Below are 16,175 nucleotides of genomic sequence, written 5' to 3'. Positions count from 1 at the left end.
CTTAACGCCTGCCGCGGCTGACGGCATACCCCCACCCCGGCACCGGGCCGACATCACCCCCCAGGCGTGCAAAATGCCGCCCGGTGTCAACCCAGCGCGTCATCGAGCAGTTCGACCCAGTGCCGCACCGGCGTCGTCGTACCGCTTTGCAGGTGGGTGATGCAGCCGATGTTGGCACTGGCGATGACCGAGGGCTGCAACGCACCCAGATGCCCGAGCTTGCGGTCGCGCAGCGCCGTGGCCATGCCGGGATGGAGGACCGAGTAGGTGCCGGCCGAGCCACAGCACAGGTGCGACTCGCTGGCCGCCAGTTGCACGGTGAAGCCCAGCGCAGCCAGATGCTGCTCGACCCCGCCCCGCAGTTGCTGACCATGCTGCAGCGTGCAGGGCGGGTGGAAAGCGACCACCCGTCCGGCGTCGGGCCGCCGCGTCAGCTTCGGCCTGAGCACCGACACCAGCCCGGGCAACAACTCGCTCAGGTCCCGCGTGAGTTCGCTGATGCGCGCCGCCCGGGCGGCATAGGCCGGATCCCCGCGCAGCAGATGGCCGTACTCCTTGACGGTGACGCCACAGCCGGAAGCGTTCATCACGATCGCCTCGATGCCCTGCTCGACATAGGGCCACCAGGCGTCGATGTTGGCGCGCATCTGTGCCAGCCCGCCGTCCTGGTCATTGAGGTGGAACCTGACCGCGCCGCAACAGCCCGCTTGCGTCGCGACCACGGTCTGGATGCCGGCGGCGTCCAGCACGCGCGCGGTGGCGCTGTTGATGTTGGGCAGCATGGCCGGCTGCACACAGCCGGCCAGCATCAGCACCTGCCGCTCATGCGTGGCCGTCGGCCAGCGACCAGCGGCCTGTCTGGCGGGCACCTTGGCCTTCAGCGCCGGAGGCAGCAGGCCGCGCACCCGCTGCCCGAGCGCCATGGCGGGCGCGAAGGCACGCGACGTCAGGCCTTCCTTGAGCAGCCAGCGCACGGCCTTCTCGGCCGCCGGACGCGGCACCCTGGCGTCGACAATCTTGCGGCCGATGTCCACCAGGTGGCCGTACTGCACGCCCGAGGGGCAGGTGCTCTCACAATTGCGGCACGTCAGGCAGCGGTCGAGATGCAACTGGGTCTTGCGCGTGGGCTCGGCGCCTTCGAGCACCTGCTTCATCAGGTAGATGCGCCCGCGCGGGCCATCGAGCTCGTCACCCAGCAACTGGTAGGTCGGGCAGGTGGCGGTGCAAAAGCCGCAGTGCACACACTTGCGCAGGATGGCCTCGGCGGCGATGCCATCGGGTGTTCCTTGAAATTCAGGGGCGAGGTTGGTCTGCATCCGGGTCAGCCCATGCGGCCAGGGTTGAAAATGCCCTGCGGGTCGAAGGCCTCGCGCAGGCGGCGGGTGATGGCCCGGATCGCGGGGCTCTGCGCATCGAAGCGGGGCACGCCCGGCGCGCCGTCCGCCCCGGCCCGGAACAGGGTTGCATGCCCCCCCACGGCGGCGGCGGCGGCGCGGATCTGCGCCGCCGCCGAGGCCGGCGCCCACAGCCAGCGCTGCGCGCCCTGCCATTCGACGAGCTGTGGCTGGGGCAGCTCGATCACCGGCGCGGTCTGCGGCAACGACAGGCGCCACAGGCACAGATCGGGCGATGGCGGCTGAAGAAAAAACGGCAAGGCCTGGTCGCGGCAGGCCGCCCAGTCGGGTCCGGCCTGCGCGTTGTCCATGCGCTCACCGCCCGCGGCATCGCGCAACATGACCTCGCAGGCCGACTCCACCGCCGCCACGGCGCCGCGCAGGCGCACGAACAGCAGGTCCGGCCGGTCGGCCGCGGTGTCGTCGCGCACCCAGCAACTCGCATTCAGCGGCAGCGGCCGGCCGCCCCAGCGGTGCAACTGCGCCAGCGCCTCGTGCTGGTCCAGGCGGAACACCAGGGTGGCCTCGGCCGGTGCCACGGGCAGCACCTTGAGCGACAGGTGCGTGATCACGCCCAGCGTGCCCATGGATCCGGCCAATGCCCGGCTCACGTCGTAGCCGGCCACGTTTTTCATGACCTGGCCGCCAAAGCTCAGCCACTCGCCCCGGCCATCGATGAACTGGGCGCCGAGCACGAAGTCGCGGACCCCGCCCACCGTGGCGCGGGCCGGACCGGCCAGCCCGGCCGCGACCACGCCGCCGATGGTCGAGGCCGCGCCCGCATCCGGGCCGAAGCGCGGCGGATCGAACGGCAGGCACTGGCCCGCCTCGGCCAGCGCGGCCTCAACATCGGCCAGCGGCGTGCCGGCACGCACGGTGATGACCAGCTCGGTCGGCTCGTGGCTGACGATCCCGGTCCAGTCGCGCGTGGACAGCGGCTGCCCCGCCACGGCCTCGCCATAGAAGGCCTTGGTGTCGCCGCCCGTGATGCGCAGGGGGGTGCGCGCGGCGGCGGCCGTCTTGATGTGATCGATCAGGTGATCCGGCTGCTCCGGATCCTTCGCAGGGCTCGCGCTCATGACCTGCATGGTAGCGGCCGGCCAGCGCGTGCCGTTGATTTTTTTGCACGCATCCGTGCAAACGCGCCAGCGGCGGCGCCACCGCTAGCGCGTCAGCCCCAGGCAGGCGCCGGCGTTCGGGCGGCCCTTGCATTCGCGCCTGAGCCGCTTGTCGCGCGCCGCCCGGGTCTCACCACTGCCGCTGTCGAGAAAGCGCACACGCGCCGGCACCTTGACCTGTGCGTCCTTGCCCGTGAGCCGGGCCGGCGCTTCGTCGGCGGCCTGCGCCAGCGAGGCTGCCAGCGCCAACGCCAGCAGCGCGGCGCGACGCCGCCATCGAGCCCTCAACATGGTTTGTCCTCCTTCGGCGGCCCGGCGATCCCGCCGGCACCGACGCCGCCTGACCAGGCCAGGGCCATCGTAGCCCGTCATGCCCCCGCCACGCGTCCCCCGGACGGGGTACGGGCGCCCGAAAAAAACCCCGCGTGCCTTGCGGCAGCGCGGGGTGAACATCCAAAGGAGACTCTCAGAGACTGCGTGGCGGCTTGGGATCCACTGGCCAGCCGCACGCCACGCCGGGGTTCCCCCGTGGTTCAGCGGTTGTAGGCCGCCTCGCCGTGGGAGGAAATGTCGAGGCCTTCGCGCTCGGCTTCTTCGCTGACACGCAGACCCACGGTCAGGTCGGCGATCTTGTAGGCGATGAAGGCGACGACGGCAGACCACACAATGGTGAACAGCACGCTCTTGATCTGGATCCAGACCTGGGCACCCATGCTCACGCCTTCGGCCAGGCCCGTACCACCCAGACCTTCGGCGACGAACACGCCGGTCAGGATGGCACCCAGGATGCCGCCCACGCCATGGACGCCGAACACGTCGAAGGAGTCATCGGCATTGAGCAGGCGCTTCAGGCCGGTCACGCCCCAGACGCACACCACACCGGCCAGCAGACCCATCACGATCGAGCCCATGGGGCCGACGAAGCCGGCAGCGGGGGTGATGGCCACCAGGCCACCGACGGCACCGGAAGCGGCACCCAGCATGGAGGCCTTGCCCTTGGTCAGGCCCTCGACGGCAATCCAGCTCAGCGTGGCGGCGGCGGTGGCCAGCACGGTGTTGATGAAGGCCAGGCCTGCACCACCGTTGGCGGCACCGGCGGAGCCGGCGTTGAAGCCGAACCAGCCCACCCACAGCAGCGAGGCACCCACCATGGTCAGCGTCAGGCTGTGCGGCGCCATCGATTCCTTGCCGAAGCCGATGCGCTTGCCCAGCACGTAGGCGCCCACCAGACCGGCAATACCGGCGTTGATGTGCACCACGGTACCGCCGGCGAAGTCCAGCGCGCCGTCGGCACCCAGCAGACCGCCACCCCACACGATGTGGGCCATCGGCACGTAGCTGAAGGTGAACCACAGCACGGCGAACACCAGCACGGCGGAGAACTTGATGCGCTCGGCAAAGGAGCCGACGATCAGGGCCACGGTGATGGCCGCAAAAGTGCCCTGGAAGGAGATGAACACGTACTCGGGGATCGTGCTCAGCGCGCCGAAGGTGTCGGCGGTCACGCCCTTGAGGAACATCTTGGACAGATCGCCGAAGAACTTGCCCTCACCCGCGAACGCCAGGCTGTAGCCATAGATCGACCACAGCACGCTGATCAGCGAGAAGATGACGAACACCTGCATCAGCACCGACAGCATGTTCTTCGAGCGGGTCAGGCCGCCGTAAAACAGCGCCAGACCGGGAATGGTCATCAGGATGACCAGCAGCGTGGAGGTCATCATCCAGGCGGTGTCGCCCGAATCGACCTTCGGTTCATCGGCAGCGGGGGCCGCTTCAGCAGGTGCGGCGTCGGCCGCCGGCGCAGCGGCAGCTTCGGCGGGCGCCTCGATGGCGGCAGGGGCCTCGGCGGTCTGGGCCACGGCGCTGACGCCGGCAAAGGCCATGCCCAGACCCAGCAATAGGGAAGCAATGAGCTTTTTCATGTCGGTGATCTTTCTTGTGTGGGATGCGGGTTCAGAGCGCTTCCTTGCCGGTTTCGCCGGTGCGGATGCGAACCACCTGTTCGAGCGGGGAGACGAAGATCTTTCCGTCGCCGATCTTGCCGGTGCGCGCAGCGCCTTCGATGGCTTCGATGACCCGATCGACCAGCGCGTCGTCAACGGCGGCCTCGATCTTCACCTTGGGCAGGAAGTCAACGACGTACTCGGCGCCGCGGTACAGCTCGGTGTGGCCCTTCTGACGGCCGAAGCCCTTCACTTCGGTCACGGTGATGCCTTGTACGCCCATGCCGGAGAGCGCTTCGCGCACCTCGTCCAGCTTGAACGGCTTGATGATGGCTGAGACCATTTTCATGCGATGTGTCCTCTTCTCGGATATCGGCGCTGTCAGGCCAGGAAGCCGGCAGCGGGTCTGAAACTCATGGCACCACCCTCGCGGGCAGGCACCACCTCGGATGCGACAGGTTTCATGGGCTCCCCCGTGTAATGAATCGTTCGCGGATAGGACCTAGCATGGAGCGTGCCAGCCTGAGCATCCCGATCCTCGTCCCGTGTCACGCCCCGGGCGGCTCCAGGGGGATGCCCAGGGGCGTTCCCCCTATCCGGGGGAGCGCGGCCGCACGCCTTCGTGCCATCATTTCCGGCGTCGGCGGCCCCAATCACCCCCGACAGCGCACAAAACAGGTGCATGGCGACCGTTCCCTGGATCGATCCGGAACATGCACCAAAACAGGGAGAACCCGCATGAGCCTGTCCTTGGTGCACAGCCGGGCACTGCAGGGCTTGCAGGCACGTCCGGTGCAGGTGGAGGTGCACCTGGCCAACGGCCTGCCCAGTTTCACGCTGGTCGGTCTGGTGGACACCGAGGTCAAGGAGGCACGCGAGCGCGTGCGCTCGGCCATTGCCAATGCCGGGCTGGAATTCCCCAGCAACAAGCGCATCACGGTCAACCTGGCCCCGGCCGACCTGCCCAAGGACTCCGGCCGCTTCGACCTGCCCATCGCCTTGGGCATCCTGGCCGCCAGCGGCCAGATCGACGGCGCCAGGCTGCAGGGCTGGGAGTTCGCCGGCGAGCTGTCGCTGGGCGGCGAGTTGCGGCCGGTGCGCGGCGCGCTGGCCATGTGCCTGGCGCTGCATGCCCACGGCGGCGGCCACCCCGGGAGCCCGCCGCCGACCCGCCTGGTGCTGCCGCCCGACAGCGCCGAGGAAGCCGCGCTGGTGCCGCACGCACAGGTCTACCGCGCCCGTCACCTGCTCGACGTGGTGCAGCGCTTCCTGCCCGAGGGCGAGGCCGGGGCCCTGCCCGAACCCGTTGACGACGGCGGCTGGCTGCGCCTGCGGCCAGCGGAGTGCGGCCCCGCCGACCACTACCCGGACCTGGCCGACGTCAAGGGGCAGGCCGCCGCCCGCCGTGCCCTCGAAATCGCCGCCGCCGGCGGCCACAGCCTGCTGATGGTCGGCCCGCCGGGCTCGGGCAAGTCCATGCTGGCGCAGCGCTTCGCCGGCCTGCTGCCGCCGATGACCACCACGGAGGCGCTCGAAGCGGCGGCCGTGGCCTCGCTGGCCGGGCGCTTCCGCATCGAGCGCTGGGGTCTGCGCCCGACCGCGGCACCGCACCACAGCGCCAGCGCCGTCGCCCTGGTGGGTGGCGGCTCACCGCCGCGGCCCGGCGAAATCTCGCTGGCGCACCATGGCGTGCTGTTCCTCGACGAGTTCCCCGAGTTCGCCCGCGGCGCACTGGAGGCCTTGCGCGAGCCACTGGAAACCGGCCACATCCGGATTTCGCGCGCCGCCATGCAAAGCGAGTTCCCGGCGCGCTTCCAGTTGATCGCGGCGATGAACCCCTGTCCCTGCGGCTACCTCGGCCATCCCGGCCGGGCCTGCCGCGACACGCCCGAGCAGATCGCGCGCTACCAGGGCAAGCTCAGCGGCCCGCTGCTCGACCGCATCGACCTGCACGTGGAGGTGCCGGCCCTGCCCCCCGACGAGCTGCTGCACGCCCGGCCCGGGGAGGCCAGCGCCCAGGTGCGTGAGCGGGTGATCGCCGCGCGCCAGCAGGCGACGCGGCGCCAGGGCGGCCCCAACCACACCCTGACCGGTCACAGCCTCGACGCGTGCCTGCGGGCCGAGGACCAGGCACTGACCTTCCTGCAAACCGCCGCCACGCGCCTGGGCTGGAGCGCCCGCAGCACCCACCGCGCCATGCGGGTGGCCCGTACCATCGCCGACCTGGCCGGCAGCGAGCAGGTGGGTGTGGCGCACGTGGCCGAGGCGGTGCAGTACCGGCGCGGCCCGCGGGCGGGCGGATAGGTCCCGGCACGCGTGGCGCGGCGTCAGACCACCCGCACGTGGTCCGCCAGTTCATTCGGGTTGGCCTCGCCCTCGGTCAGCGGAAAGTGCTCGACCAGCAGCGCCGAGACTTCCTCCAGCGCCTCGGTCAGGCCACCTTCGGTGTCACCCGTGCGCAGCCGAGCGGCCAGCCGCTGCACCACGCCCTGCCAGTGCGCGTCGGGCACATGGCGGGCGATGCCGCGGTCGGCCACGATGTCGATGCGCCGCTCGGCCAGCAGCAGGTAGATGAGCACGCCGTTGTTGCGCTCGGTGTCCCACACGCGCAGTGTGCCGAACCAGGCCAGGGCGCGTTCGCGCACCACCGCTTGCAGCGGCTCGTCGCGCCCGGCCCGCCACAGATCGCTGTCGGGCAACACGCCTTCGACGCACAGGCAGATCTCGCCGCTGTGGCGCTGCTCGCTGGCGGCCACGCGCCGCTGCAGGCGGTCGGCCATGTCGGGCGGCACGGCACGGTGCGCCACCGTGGCCGGCAGGCAGCGGTGCCGGCACCAGCGCAGCCAGCGGCGCCAGAGGGATTCGCGTGCGTCGCTCATCACCGTCTCACCACCCCCCGGAGGCACCGCCGCCACCGAAATTGCCGCCCCCGCCGGAAGAGAATCCGCCGCCGCCCGATGACCAGCCGCCGCCACCCCAGCCCCCGGAGGAGCCACCACCCCAACCGCCCCGCCCTCCCCGGCCGCGCGGCGGACTGACCGGCAGTTGCATCAGGAACAGCGAGGCCAGCAGACCCAGCAAGCCGGCCACGATGGCCACCCACAGCAGGCCGCTGAGGTTCCAGGCCAGAAAGCCGGCCGCCCCGCCGGCCGCCAACGAGCCCAGCGTGTTGCCCAGCATGCTGCGCAGCACCGAGGCGATGAGGGGCACCGCCACGATCAGCAGCACGGCGATGTCGAGCCAGTCGGCCCCGCCGATGGTGGCGCGCCCGCTGGGTGTCACCTCGGGCAGCGGCAGCTCCTCGCCCTCGATGCGGGCCTGCAGATGGTCCAGCGCGGCCCCGATGCCGCCGGCGTAGTCGCCCTGGCGGAAGGCCGGCGTCACCACCTGGTCGAGGATGCGGCGCGCGAGCACGTCGGGGATCGCGCCCTCGAGTGCCTTGGCCGGCGCGATGCGCAGGCGCCGGTCGTCCACCGCAATGACGAACAGCAGGCCATCGCCGACCTCGCGCCGGCCGATCTTCCAGGCATCGCCCAGCCGCTGGGTGTAGTCCGCGATGTCCTCGGGGGCGGTGGTCCGGACCAGCAGCACGACGATCTGGGTGCCGCGGCGCTGCTCGAAATCGGCCAGCCTTTGCTCCAGCGCAGCCACCTCGGTCGCCGCCAGGGTGCCGGTCTGGTCGATGACACGGGCGCTGAGCGACGGCACCGGCTGCAGGCCCTGCGCCAGCGCCAGCACCGGCCACACCAGGCAGACCGTCAGGCACCAACGGAGCCAGTGCCACCGGTGGCCCGCATCCGGTGTCCGCCACATCAGACCCGCGTCCACTTACTTGGCGAAATCGACCTGGGGTGGCGTGCTGATGGCGGCCTCGTCGGCCACCGTGAAGCCCTCCTTGGGCTTGTAGCCGAAGACCATGGCGGTCAGGTTGGTCGGAAAGCTGCGCGAGAGCACGTTGTATTCCTGCACCGCCGCGATGTAGCGGTTGCGCGCCACCGTGATGCGGTTCTCGGTGCCTTCGAGCTGCACGCGCAGGTCGGCGAAGGCCTGGTTGGCCTTGAGGTTGGGGTACTGCTCGACCACCACCATCAGGCGGCTGAGCGCGCTGCCGAGCTCGCCCTGCGCCTGCTGGAACTGCTGCATGGCGGCCGGATCGGACAGCATCTCGGGCGTGACCTGGATGCTGGTGGCCCTGGCGCGCGCCTCGATCACCTTGGTCAGCGTCTCCTGCTCGAAGTTGGCCTCGCCCTTGACGGTGGCCACGATGTTGGGGATCAGGTCGGCGCGGCGCTGGTACTGGTTGAGCACTTCGGACCAGGCCGAGCGGGTCTGCTCGTCCAGACGCTGAAAGTCGTTGTAGCCGCAGCCGGCGAGGCCGGCGCTGAGGGTGAGGGCGGCCAGCACGGCAGCGGCGCGGCGAAGGGCACGGTGGAACATGAGAGGCTCCTGCGAGATGATCGATCGGTCCGGGAAGACGCCGAAAGCTTACCGCAGCCCGGCCGGCTGCGGTGGGCGCGGCAATGCGGGCACAATTGACGGCCAGCGGAATGCGACGGAATGCACATCGGGCCGGCGCATCCGCCACTGACGGAGATCCACCACATGAGTTTCGCATTGCCACGGCTGGCGCGCGTGCTGCTGGCCACCACCGCGCTTTCCCTGGGCACCACCACCGCTGCCCTCGCCGATGACGACATCGACAGCGGCGTCGCTGCCTGCCTCCAGGCCTGGGGCAGCCACCCCTTCGGCAAGAAGCCCGGCTACCGCGTGCTGAGCACCTCGGTCAAGGTGTTCGGCATCGGCCAGGCCTCGGGCGACTACGAGAAGACAGCCCGCCCCTCGCTGGTGGTCGTCAACCCGGGTGTCAACGTGATGGGCGGCAGCGAGATCGAGCTGCTCAACCCCAACGGCTGGTACTGCCTGCGCACCACCGTGAACGTCATGGGCGGCCTGACCATCCGTCTGGCCTGCAACGCCCAGATCGCCATGTCCTCGGGTGGCACCACGGTGATGGGCAACAACGCCGAACAGAAGGGCGTGACCGTGATGGGCTCGACCACGGTCGAGCGCGTGGGCTGCCCGGAGGACGGACGGACCTGAGCCCGCCCGCCCCGGTGCCGGCCCTCAGAGATTCGGCCCCAGCCAGCGCCGGAGTTCGGCCACCTCGACACCGCTGCGGGCGGCCAGGTCCTCGACCTGGTCCTCGCCGATGCGCCCGACGTTGAAGTAGGTGCTTTCGGGGTGGGCCAGGTAGAAGCCGCTGACGCTGGCGGCCGGCGTCATCGCCAGGCTGTCGGTCAGCCCCATGCCGATCTCGTCGGCCTGCAGCAGCGCGAACATGGCGCGCTTGACCGAGTGGTCCGGGCACGCGGGGTAGCCCGGCGCCGGCCGGATGCCCTGGTACTGCTCCTTGATGAGTTGCGCGTTGCTCAACTGCTCGTCGCTCGCGTAACCCCACAGCTCCTTGCGCACGCGCTCGTGCATGCGCTCGGCCAGGGCCTCGGCCAGGCGGTCGGCCAGCGACTTGAACAGGATCGCCGAGTAGTCGTCGAGCTGCGCCAGGAACGCCTGTTCCTTCTTCTCGGCGCCGATGCCCGCCGTCACCGCGAACACGCCCGCGTAGTCGGCCGTGCCGGCCGGTGCAACGAAATCGGCCAGGCAGCGGCTGGGCCGCATCACGCCGTCGATTTCCTGTTTTTCCGCCTGCTGGCGCAACCCGTGCCAGACCAGCACCGGCTGCTGGCGTGACTCGTTGGCATACAGCGCGATGTCGTCGTGGCCGAGCCGGTTGGCCGGGTACAGGCCGATGACGGCGTTGGCCGTGAGCCAGCGGCCCTCGATGATTTTTTTCAGCATGGCCTGCGCGTCGGCATACACCTTGCGCGCCTGCTCGCCCACGACCTCGTCGTCGAGGATGGCCGGGAATGCGCCGGCCAGGTCCCAGGTCTGGAAGAACGGGCCCCAGTCGATGTAGTCGGCCAGCTCGGTCAGGTCGTAGTTGCGGAACACGCGGCGGCCGATGAACTTGGGCGGCACCGGCTTCCAGGTCTCGAAGTCCACGGGCGTGGCGTTGGCGCGCGCGCGCGCCAGCGGCCACAGCGGCACCTGCTTCTTGTTCGCGTGCTGGCGACGCACACGCTCGTAGTCGGCGTTGAGCTCGGCCAGGAACGCCACGCGCCCGTCCCCGATCAGGCCCTGGGCCACGCTCACGCTGCGCGAGGCGTCGGGCACGTAGACCACGGGACCCTCGTAGTGCGGCGATATCTTCACCGCCGTGTGCACGCGGCTGGTGGTGGCACCGCCGATGAGCAACGGGGTCTGCCGCTCGCGGAAGTACGGGTCCTTCTGCATCTCGGCGGCCACCACCTGCATCTCCTCCAGGCTCGGCGTGATCAGGCCCGAGAGGCCGACGATGTCGGCGCCTTCGGCCTTGGCCTTGGCCAGAATGTCCTGCCAGGGCACCATCACGCCCATGTTCACGACCTCGAAGTTGTTGCACTGCAGGACCACGGTGACGATGTTCTTGCCAATGTCGTGCACGTCACCCTTGACCGTGGCGATCACGATCTTGCCCTTGGCTTTCGTCTCGGCACCCGCGGCGGCCAGCTGGCGCTTCTCTTCCTCGATGTAGGGCAGCAGGTGGGCCACGGCCTGCTTCATCACGCGCGCGCTCTTGACCACCTGGGGCAGGAACATCTTGCCGGCGCCGAACAGGTCGCCGACCACGTTCATGCCGTCCATCAGCGGCCCCTCGATCACGGCCAGCGGACGCCCGCCCTCGGCCTTGATGAGCTGCCACATCTCCTCGGTGTCCTCGACGATGTGGTCGGTGATGCCGCGCACCAGCGCGTGCGCCAGGCGCTCGCGGACGGGCAGCGCGCGCCAGGCGTTCTTCTGGCTGTCGTCCTTGGCCGCGCCCTTGGCCGCATCGGCAATCTCCAGCAGGCGCTCGGCCGCGTCGGGGCGGCGGTTGAGCACCACGTCCTCGACACGCTCGCGCAGCTCGGGATCGAGCTCGTCATAGACGCCGATCATGCCGGCGTTGACGATGCCCATGTCCATGCCGGCCTGGATCGCGTGGTACAGGAACACGGTGTGGATGGCCTCGCGCACCGGCTCGTTGCCGCGGAAGCTGAACGAGACGTTGGACACGCCACCCGAGACCTTGGCGCCCGGCAGGTGCTGCTTGATCCAGCGCGTGGCCTCGATGAAGTCGACCGCGTAGTTGTTGTGCTCCTCGATGCCGGTGGCGATCGCGAAGATGTTCGGGTCGAAGATGATGTCCTCGGGCGGGAAACCCACCTCGTCCACCAGGATGCGGTAGGCGCGCTCGCAGATCTCGATCTTGCGCGCGAAGGTGTCGGCCTGGCCCTGCTCGTCGAAGGCCATCACCACGGCGGCGGCGCCATAGCGCTTGACCAGCGTCGCCTGGCGCTTGAACGCCTCGACGCCCTCCTTCATGGAGATGGAGTTGACGATGCCCTTGCCCTGCACGCATTGCAGACCGGCCTCGATCACTTCCCACTTGGACGAGTCGATCATGATCGGCACGCGCGCGATGTCGGGCTCGCCGGCGATCAGGTTGAGGAAACGCACCATGGCGGCCTTGCTGTCGAGCATGGCCTCGTCCATGTTGATGTCGATGATCTGGGCGCCGTTCTCGACCTGCTGGCGCGCGACGGCCAGCGCGTCCTCGTAGCGGCCCTCGAGGATCATGCGCGCGAAGGCCTTGGAGCCGGTGACGTTGGTGCGCTCGCCGACGTTGACGAACAGGCTGCCCTCGCCGATGAACAGGGGCTCCAGGCCCGACAGCAGCATGGGCGGAACGGACACGGCGGACGCAGGGGCAGACGGGGAAGGGGCAACGGCAGACATGGACTCACCAGAAAGGGTTCGGAAACTGGTGAGCGCCGTTGCGGCCGGCAGGGCCGGCAGGGCGGTGGTCGCCCGTGTTCTCAAGCCTGACGCCGGCGGGATGCCCGGCGCTGCAACGCTCCTTGAGAGGCGGCGATTTTACCGTCTGCCGCCCAGCTCTGGTGCGAAGCTTGCTTATCTCCCCGGCATGACACCCGCCACCGTTGACTGGCATGCCCAGGAACTCCTGCTGTTGCACGAGGTGATGAAGCGCGTCGGTCGCAGCCTCTCGCCCGAGCCGGTGTTGCACGAGATGCTGCACCTGATGAGCGAGCTGCTGGGCCTGAACCGGGGCCGCATCGTGCTGGTGGACGACGACGACCGCCAGCAGGCCGGCATCCGGCTGGCCTACGGGCTGACGGCGGCCGAGCGCCGGCGCGGCCGCTACGCACCGGGCGAAGGCATCACCGGGCGGGTGCTGGCCAGCGGTCAGGCCATCATCGTGCAGGATATCGACGCCGAGCCGCTGTTTCTGTTCCGCAGTGTGCGGCGCAAACAGCTGCCCGCGGACACCGTCGCCTTCCTGGCCCTGCCGATCGAGGTGGACGGCCGCGTGGCCGGCGTGCTGGCCTGCCATCGCATCCGCAGCCGGCGCCGGCGCCTGACCGATGACCTGGCGGTGCTGCGCACCCTGGCCACACTGACCGGCCAGTTGCTGCAGCTTGAACGCCTGGTGCAGGCGACAACCGCGCAACTGCAGGCGCGCAACGAGGCCCTGGCCCGTGCCCTGGACAGCGCCAGCGCCCGCTACGGCCTGATCGGCCGCTCCCCCGCGCTGCTGCAGGCCCTGGGCGAACTGGAGCGCGTGTCGCAGTCGCAGGCCACGGTGCTGCTGCTGGGCGAGTCGGGCACGGGCAAGGAGCTGTTCGCGCGCGCCGTGCACCTGGCCAGCGGCCGCCGTGACCAGCCCTTCATCAAGGTCAACTGCTCGGCCATTCCGGACACGCTGTTCGAGTCCGAGCTGTTCGGCCACGAACGTGGCGCCTTCACCGGCGCCACGCAGGCGCGGCCCGGCTGGTTCGAGCAGGCGCACGGCGGCACCATCTTTCTGGACGAGATCGGCGAACTGCCACTGGCCATGCAGGCCAAGCTGCTGCGCACCCTGCAGGAGGGCACCCTGGTGCGCCTGGGCGGCCAGCGCGAAATCCGCATCGACGTGCGGCTGGTGGCCGCCACCAACCGCGATCTGGCGCAGGAGGCCGCCGCGGGCCGCTTCCGGCAGGACCTGTACTACCGCCTGAACGTGGTGCCGATCCGGCTGCCCAGCCTGCGCGAGCGCCGCGAAGACATCCGCGCCCTGGCCCTGCATTTCGTGAACCGGGCCAACCAGGCCCACCAGCGCAACGTGCACCTGGCCGCCGACGCCCTGCAGCGGCTGGAACGGCTGGACTGGCCGGGCAACATCCGCGAACTGGGCAACGTGGTCGAGCGCCTGGTGCTGCTGGCCGATCAGCCGGTGGTGCACGCCGACGATCTGGGCCGCTTCCTGCCCGACACCCACCCTCTGTCCGACGCCGCCCATTCCGCCCCCCTGGCGGTGGCCCCGGGGGCCCCCGAGGCCCCGCTGGTGCGCGACTATCTGAGCGCCCACTCGCACGACGCCCGCCAACTGGCCCAGGCCCTGGCCCTGCACCACGGCAACCAGTCGCGCGCCGCGCAAAGCCTGGGGCTGACGCTGCGGCAGTTCAGCTACCGGTTGCGCAAGGCGGGTTTGCGCTGAGGCGGTTCACCCGCAGACCAGCCCCCCCGCATCCATCGCGGGCGGGCGCAGCAGATCGTCGTCAATGCCCATGACGGCGCTGGCGCGCTCCACCGCCTGCCACAGGGCCGGGGGCATCTTCAGGATCTCGTCCGGGCCGTTGGCCCGGGCGATCCAGGCGCTGATCTGGCGGTGCTGGTCGGCGGTCAGCAGTTCCAGGTGGAGCATTTCGTCGATGGTTTTCATGGGGGCTCCGGTCAGCGTGCGGCAGGGCGGGCGATCCACCCGCGGGCCGGCATGCACGGCGGCCACGGATGTGCCGCGCTTCGCCACGGGTGTGAGGCAACTGCCGACAAGTGTCGCCGATTCTGGTCCCCCTCGCAGCGGGGCGCTGTGATCCGACCATGTGTCGACATTGTGTCAACGAAATGTCAGGCCCCCGTCGCCGGACGGCATCGAATCCCGCCACAGAAACCGGGAAAAACTTCAATCAAATCAAGCAATTTCTCTCACCGGCCGGGCCGACCGCCACCCTGGCACGGCGGTTGCGATACAGGGCCCAGGCGATCTTGCCTTTGCCCTGATTCAGAGGTCCCCATGAGCACTGAAGCCATCCTGATGTCTCCCGAGCAGCTCGCTGCCCTGCAGGCCGCCGAACCGGTGGTCGTCATCGACACCCGCGACGCGGACACCTATGCGGCGGGCCACATCCCCGGCGCGGTCAATTTGCGCGAGATCTTCACCTTTCTGGCCACATCCACGCCCGAGGGTCTGCAGGAGCTCAAGGCCACCTTTGCCAGGGCGCTGGGCGATGCGGGCCTGTCCGGTGCCGAAACCGCCGTCTTCTACGAGGACGCGATGAACAGCGGCTACGGCCAGTCGTGCCGGGGCTACTACCTGCTCACCTGGCTGGGCTACCCCAAGGTCAAGGTACTCAACGGCGGTTTCTCGGCCTGGAAGGCGGCGGGACTGCCCGTGTCCACCGAGGCCGCCACGCCCACCCCCGCCAGCTTCCCGGACCGACCCCTGACCGGCGTGATGCTGACGCGGGCCGACGTGCTGGCGGCACTGGGCACGGGTACCGTGCTGCTGGACGTGCGCGATGTGGACGAGTGGATCGGCGAAAGCTCCAGCCCCTATGGCAAGGACTTTGCCCCGCGCAAGGGCCGGCTGCCGGGCGCCAAATGGATCGAGTGGTACCGCTTCATGAAGCCCTCGGCCACCGGTCCGGTGTTCAAGTCGCCCGACGAGGTGAAGGCCGAGTGCGCCACCGCCGGCATCACGCCCACCGACACCATCTACCTGTACTGCTTCAAGGGCGCGCGCGCGTCCAACACCTTCCTGGCACTCAAGCAGGCCGGCTTTGCCGATGTGCGCATGTACTTCGGCTCGTGGAACGAATGGTCGCGCGACCCCGGCCTGCCCATCGAGTCCGGCCTGCCCGCCCTGGTGGCGCCCGCACCGCTGCCGCTGGCCGCCTGATCCCCTGACCTTTTCTCTTTTTTTCCTTGAACCCTGGAGCTTCCATGACCACCGATACCCTCGACCCCGTCACCACCGTCAAGACCTGCCTGCGCCCCATCGATGGCCAGGGCCTGGCCGCGTTCGCCGCCGCCGGCAAGGCCAACCCGGACCGCCGCGGCACCAACAAGGTCCACACCGTGATGGAGGGGCAGTACCGCTCGATCTCGCACGTGGGCGAGAAGCACACCGTGGTGGTCGATGAGCCGCTGCACCTGTTCGGGCAGGACACCGCGCCGGCGCCGGGCGAGATCGTGCTCTCGGGCCTGGGTGGCTGCATTGCCGTGGGCGTGACGGCCGTGGCCACCTGGAAGGGCGTGAAGCTCAGCCGGCTGGAGGTGTTTCTCGAGGGCGACATCGGCAACCCCGCTGCCTGGGGCGCCGGTGGCGCGCTGGAGATGACGCCACCGCAGATGGGCTTTCAGGCCGTGCGGGTGAAGGTGCTGGTGGAAGGCGATGCCCCGCGCGAGGTGCTGGAGGAGATCGTGCAGCACGCCAACTTCTACTCGCCGGTGGCCAACACCATCCGCAACCCCGTGCCCTTCACCATTTCCATGGCCTGAAGCCCCATCGCAGGAGTCCC

Annotated in this window: 15 protein-coding genes and 1 riboswitch; of the genes, 5 read left to right on the top strand and 10 right to left on the bottom strand. The window is 69.7% G+C overall.

From position 1 onward, the window contains the following. Window positions 1-86: 86 nt before the first annotated feature. The 5 genes from glcF to PHQ87_RS03265 form a co-directional block, all read right to left on the bottom strand. Window positions 87-1,316, bottom strand: coding sequence for a glycolate oxidase subunit GlcF (glcF, locus tag PHQ87_RS03285; RefSeq protein WP_300231190.1), 1,230 nt, complete (start codon window positions 1,314-1,316; stop codon window positions 87-89). 5 nt (window positions 1,317-1,321) lie between these two features. Further along, window positions 1,322-2,473 carry a glycolate oxidase subunit GlcE gene (gene glcE / locus PHQ87_RS03280; RefSeq protein ID WP_300231188.1) on the bottom strand — a complete coding sequence of 384 codons (1,152 nt, stop codon included), beginning with the start codon at window positions 2,471-2,473 and terminating at the stop codon, window positions 1,322-1,324. A gap of 84 nt (window positions 2,474-2,557) precedes the next feature. Beyond that, window positions 2,558-2,803, bottom strand: coding sequence for a hypothetical protein (locus tag PHQ87_RS03275; RefSeq protein ID WP_300231186.1), 246 nt, complete (start codon window positions 2,801-2,803; stop codon window positions 2,558-2,560). Window positions 2,804-3,045: 242 nt separating this feature from the next. Then, a complete protein-coding gene (gene amt / locus PHQ87_RS03270; RefSeq protein ID WP_300231184.1) occupies window positions 3,046-4,437 on the bottom strand; it encodes an ammonium transporter in 1,392 nt (463 codons plus the stop codon). A 31-nt stretch (window positions 4,438-4,468) separates the two neighbouring features. Then, the gene (locus PHQ87_RS03265; RefSeq protein ID WP_066152377.1) at window positions 4,469-4,807 is read right to left on the bottom strand and encodes a P-II family nitrogen regulator; all 339 of its coding nucleotides are present in this window, start codon (window positions 4,805-4,807) and stop codon (window positions 4,469-4,471) included. Between the two features lie 389 nt (window positions 4,808-5,196). Between PHQ87_RS03265 and PHQ87_RS03260 the strand changes: the two genes are divergently transcribed. Next, window positions 5,197-6,762 (top strand): YifB family Mg chelatase-like AAA ATPase, encoded by a 1,566-nt coding sequence (locus PHQ87_RS03260; protein ID WP_300231179.1) that lies wholly within the window; start codon window positions 5,197-5,199, stop codon window positions 6,760-6,762. 23 nt (window positions 6,763-6,785) lie between these two features. Here the strand turns inward: PHQ87_RS03260 and PHQ87_RS03255 are convergent, their stop codons facing one another. The 3 genes from PHQ87_RS03255 to PHQ87_RS03245 are packed head-to-tail and all read right to left on the bottom strand — an operon-like array spanning window position 6,786 to window position 8,895. Then, window positions 6,786-7,337: a TPM domain-containing protein gene (locus PHQ87_RS03255; protein ID WP_300231176.1), complete on the bottom strand. Its 552-nt coding sequence runs from the start codon at window positions 7,335-7,337 to the stop codon at window positions 6,786-6,788. A 7-nt stretch (window positions 7,338-7,344) separates the two neighbouring features. Then, window positions 7,345-8,271 (bottom strand): TPM domain-containing protein, encoded by a 927-nt coding sequence (locus PHQ87_RS03250; protein WP_300231175.1) that lies wholly within the window; start codon window positions 8,269-8,271, stop codon window positions 7,345-7,347. Window positions 8,272-8,286: 15 nt separating this feature from the next. Continuing rightward, window positions 8,287-8,895 (bottom strand): LemA family protein, encoded by a 609-nt coding sequence (locus PHQ87_RS03245; protein WP_300231172.1) that lies wholly within the window; start codon window positions 8,893-8,895, stop codon window positions 8,287-8,289. 165 nt (window positions 8,896-9,060) lie between these two features. On the opposite strand from PHQ87_RS03245, the gene PHQ87_RS03240 reads away from it, so the two are divergent. Continuing rightward, complete coding sequence (locus PHQ87_RS03240) at window positions 9,061-9,558, top strand: hypothetical protein (protein ID WP_300231170.1); 498 nt, start codon at window positions 9,061-9,063, stop codon at window positions 9,556-9,558. Window positions 9,559-9,582: 24 nt separating this feature from the next. On the opposite strand, the gene metH is transcribed toward PHQ87_RS03240, so the two are convergent. Further along, entirely contained in the window at window positions 9,583-12,333 is a 2,751-nt protein-coding gene (gene metH / locus PHQ87_RS03235) for a methionine synthase (protein ID WP_300231166.1), read from the bottom strand. Between the two features lie 23 nt (window positions 12,334-12,356). After that, window positions 12,357-12,463, bottom strand: a riboswitch (S-adenosyl-L-homocysteine riboswitch). Between the two features lie 57 nt (window positions 12,464-12,520). Here metH and PHQ87_RS03230 point away from each other — a divergent pair. Next, window positions 12,521-14,092 (top strand): sigma 54-interacting transcriptional regulator, encoded by a 1,572-nt coding sequence (locus tag PHQ87_RS03230; protein ID WP_300231163.1) that lies wholly within the window; start codon window positions 12,521-12,523, stop codon window positions 14,090-14,092. Window positions 14,093-14,098: 6 nt separating this feature from the next. Here PHQ87_RS03230 and PHQ87_RS03225 read toward each other — a convergent pair whose 3' ends face one another. Then, window positions 14,099-14,317, bottom strand: a complete 219-nt coding sequence (locus PHQ87_RS03225) for a hypothetical protein (protein ID WP_300231161.1) — start codon at window positions 14,315-14,317, stop codon at window positions 14,099-14,101. A gap of 351 nt (window positions 14,318-14,668) precedes the next feature. Between PHQ87_RS03225 and PHQ87_RS03220 the strand changes: the two genes are divergently transcribed. Together PHQ87_RS03220 and PHQ87_RS03215 are read left to right on the top strand one after the other, a co-directional pair. Further along, the gene (locus PHQ87_RS03220) at window positions 14,669-15,553 is read left to right on the top strand and encodes a sulfurtransferase (protein ID WP_300231158.1); all 885 of its coding nucleotides are present in this window, start codon (window positions 14,669-14,671) and stop codon (window positions 15,551-15,553) included. Between the two features lie 44 nt (window positions 15,554-15,597). After that, a complete protein-coding gene (locus PHQ87_RS03215) occupies window positions 15,598-16,155 on the top strand; it encodes an OsmC family protein (protein WP_300231156.1) in 558 nt (185 codons plus the stop codon). Window positions 16,156-16,175: the final 20 nt, after the last annotated feature.

Origin of the sequence: Hydrogenophaga sp. (assembly GCF_028698005.1) — a bacterium.
Lineage (GTDB): Bacteria > Pseudomonadota > Gammaproteobacteria > Burkholderiales > Burkholderiaceae_C > Hydrogenophaga.
This window is presented reverse-complemented; position numbering and strand designations above follow the sequence as displayed.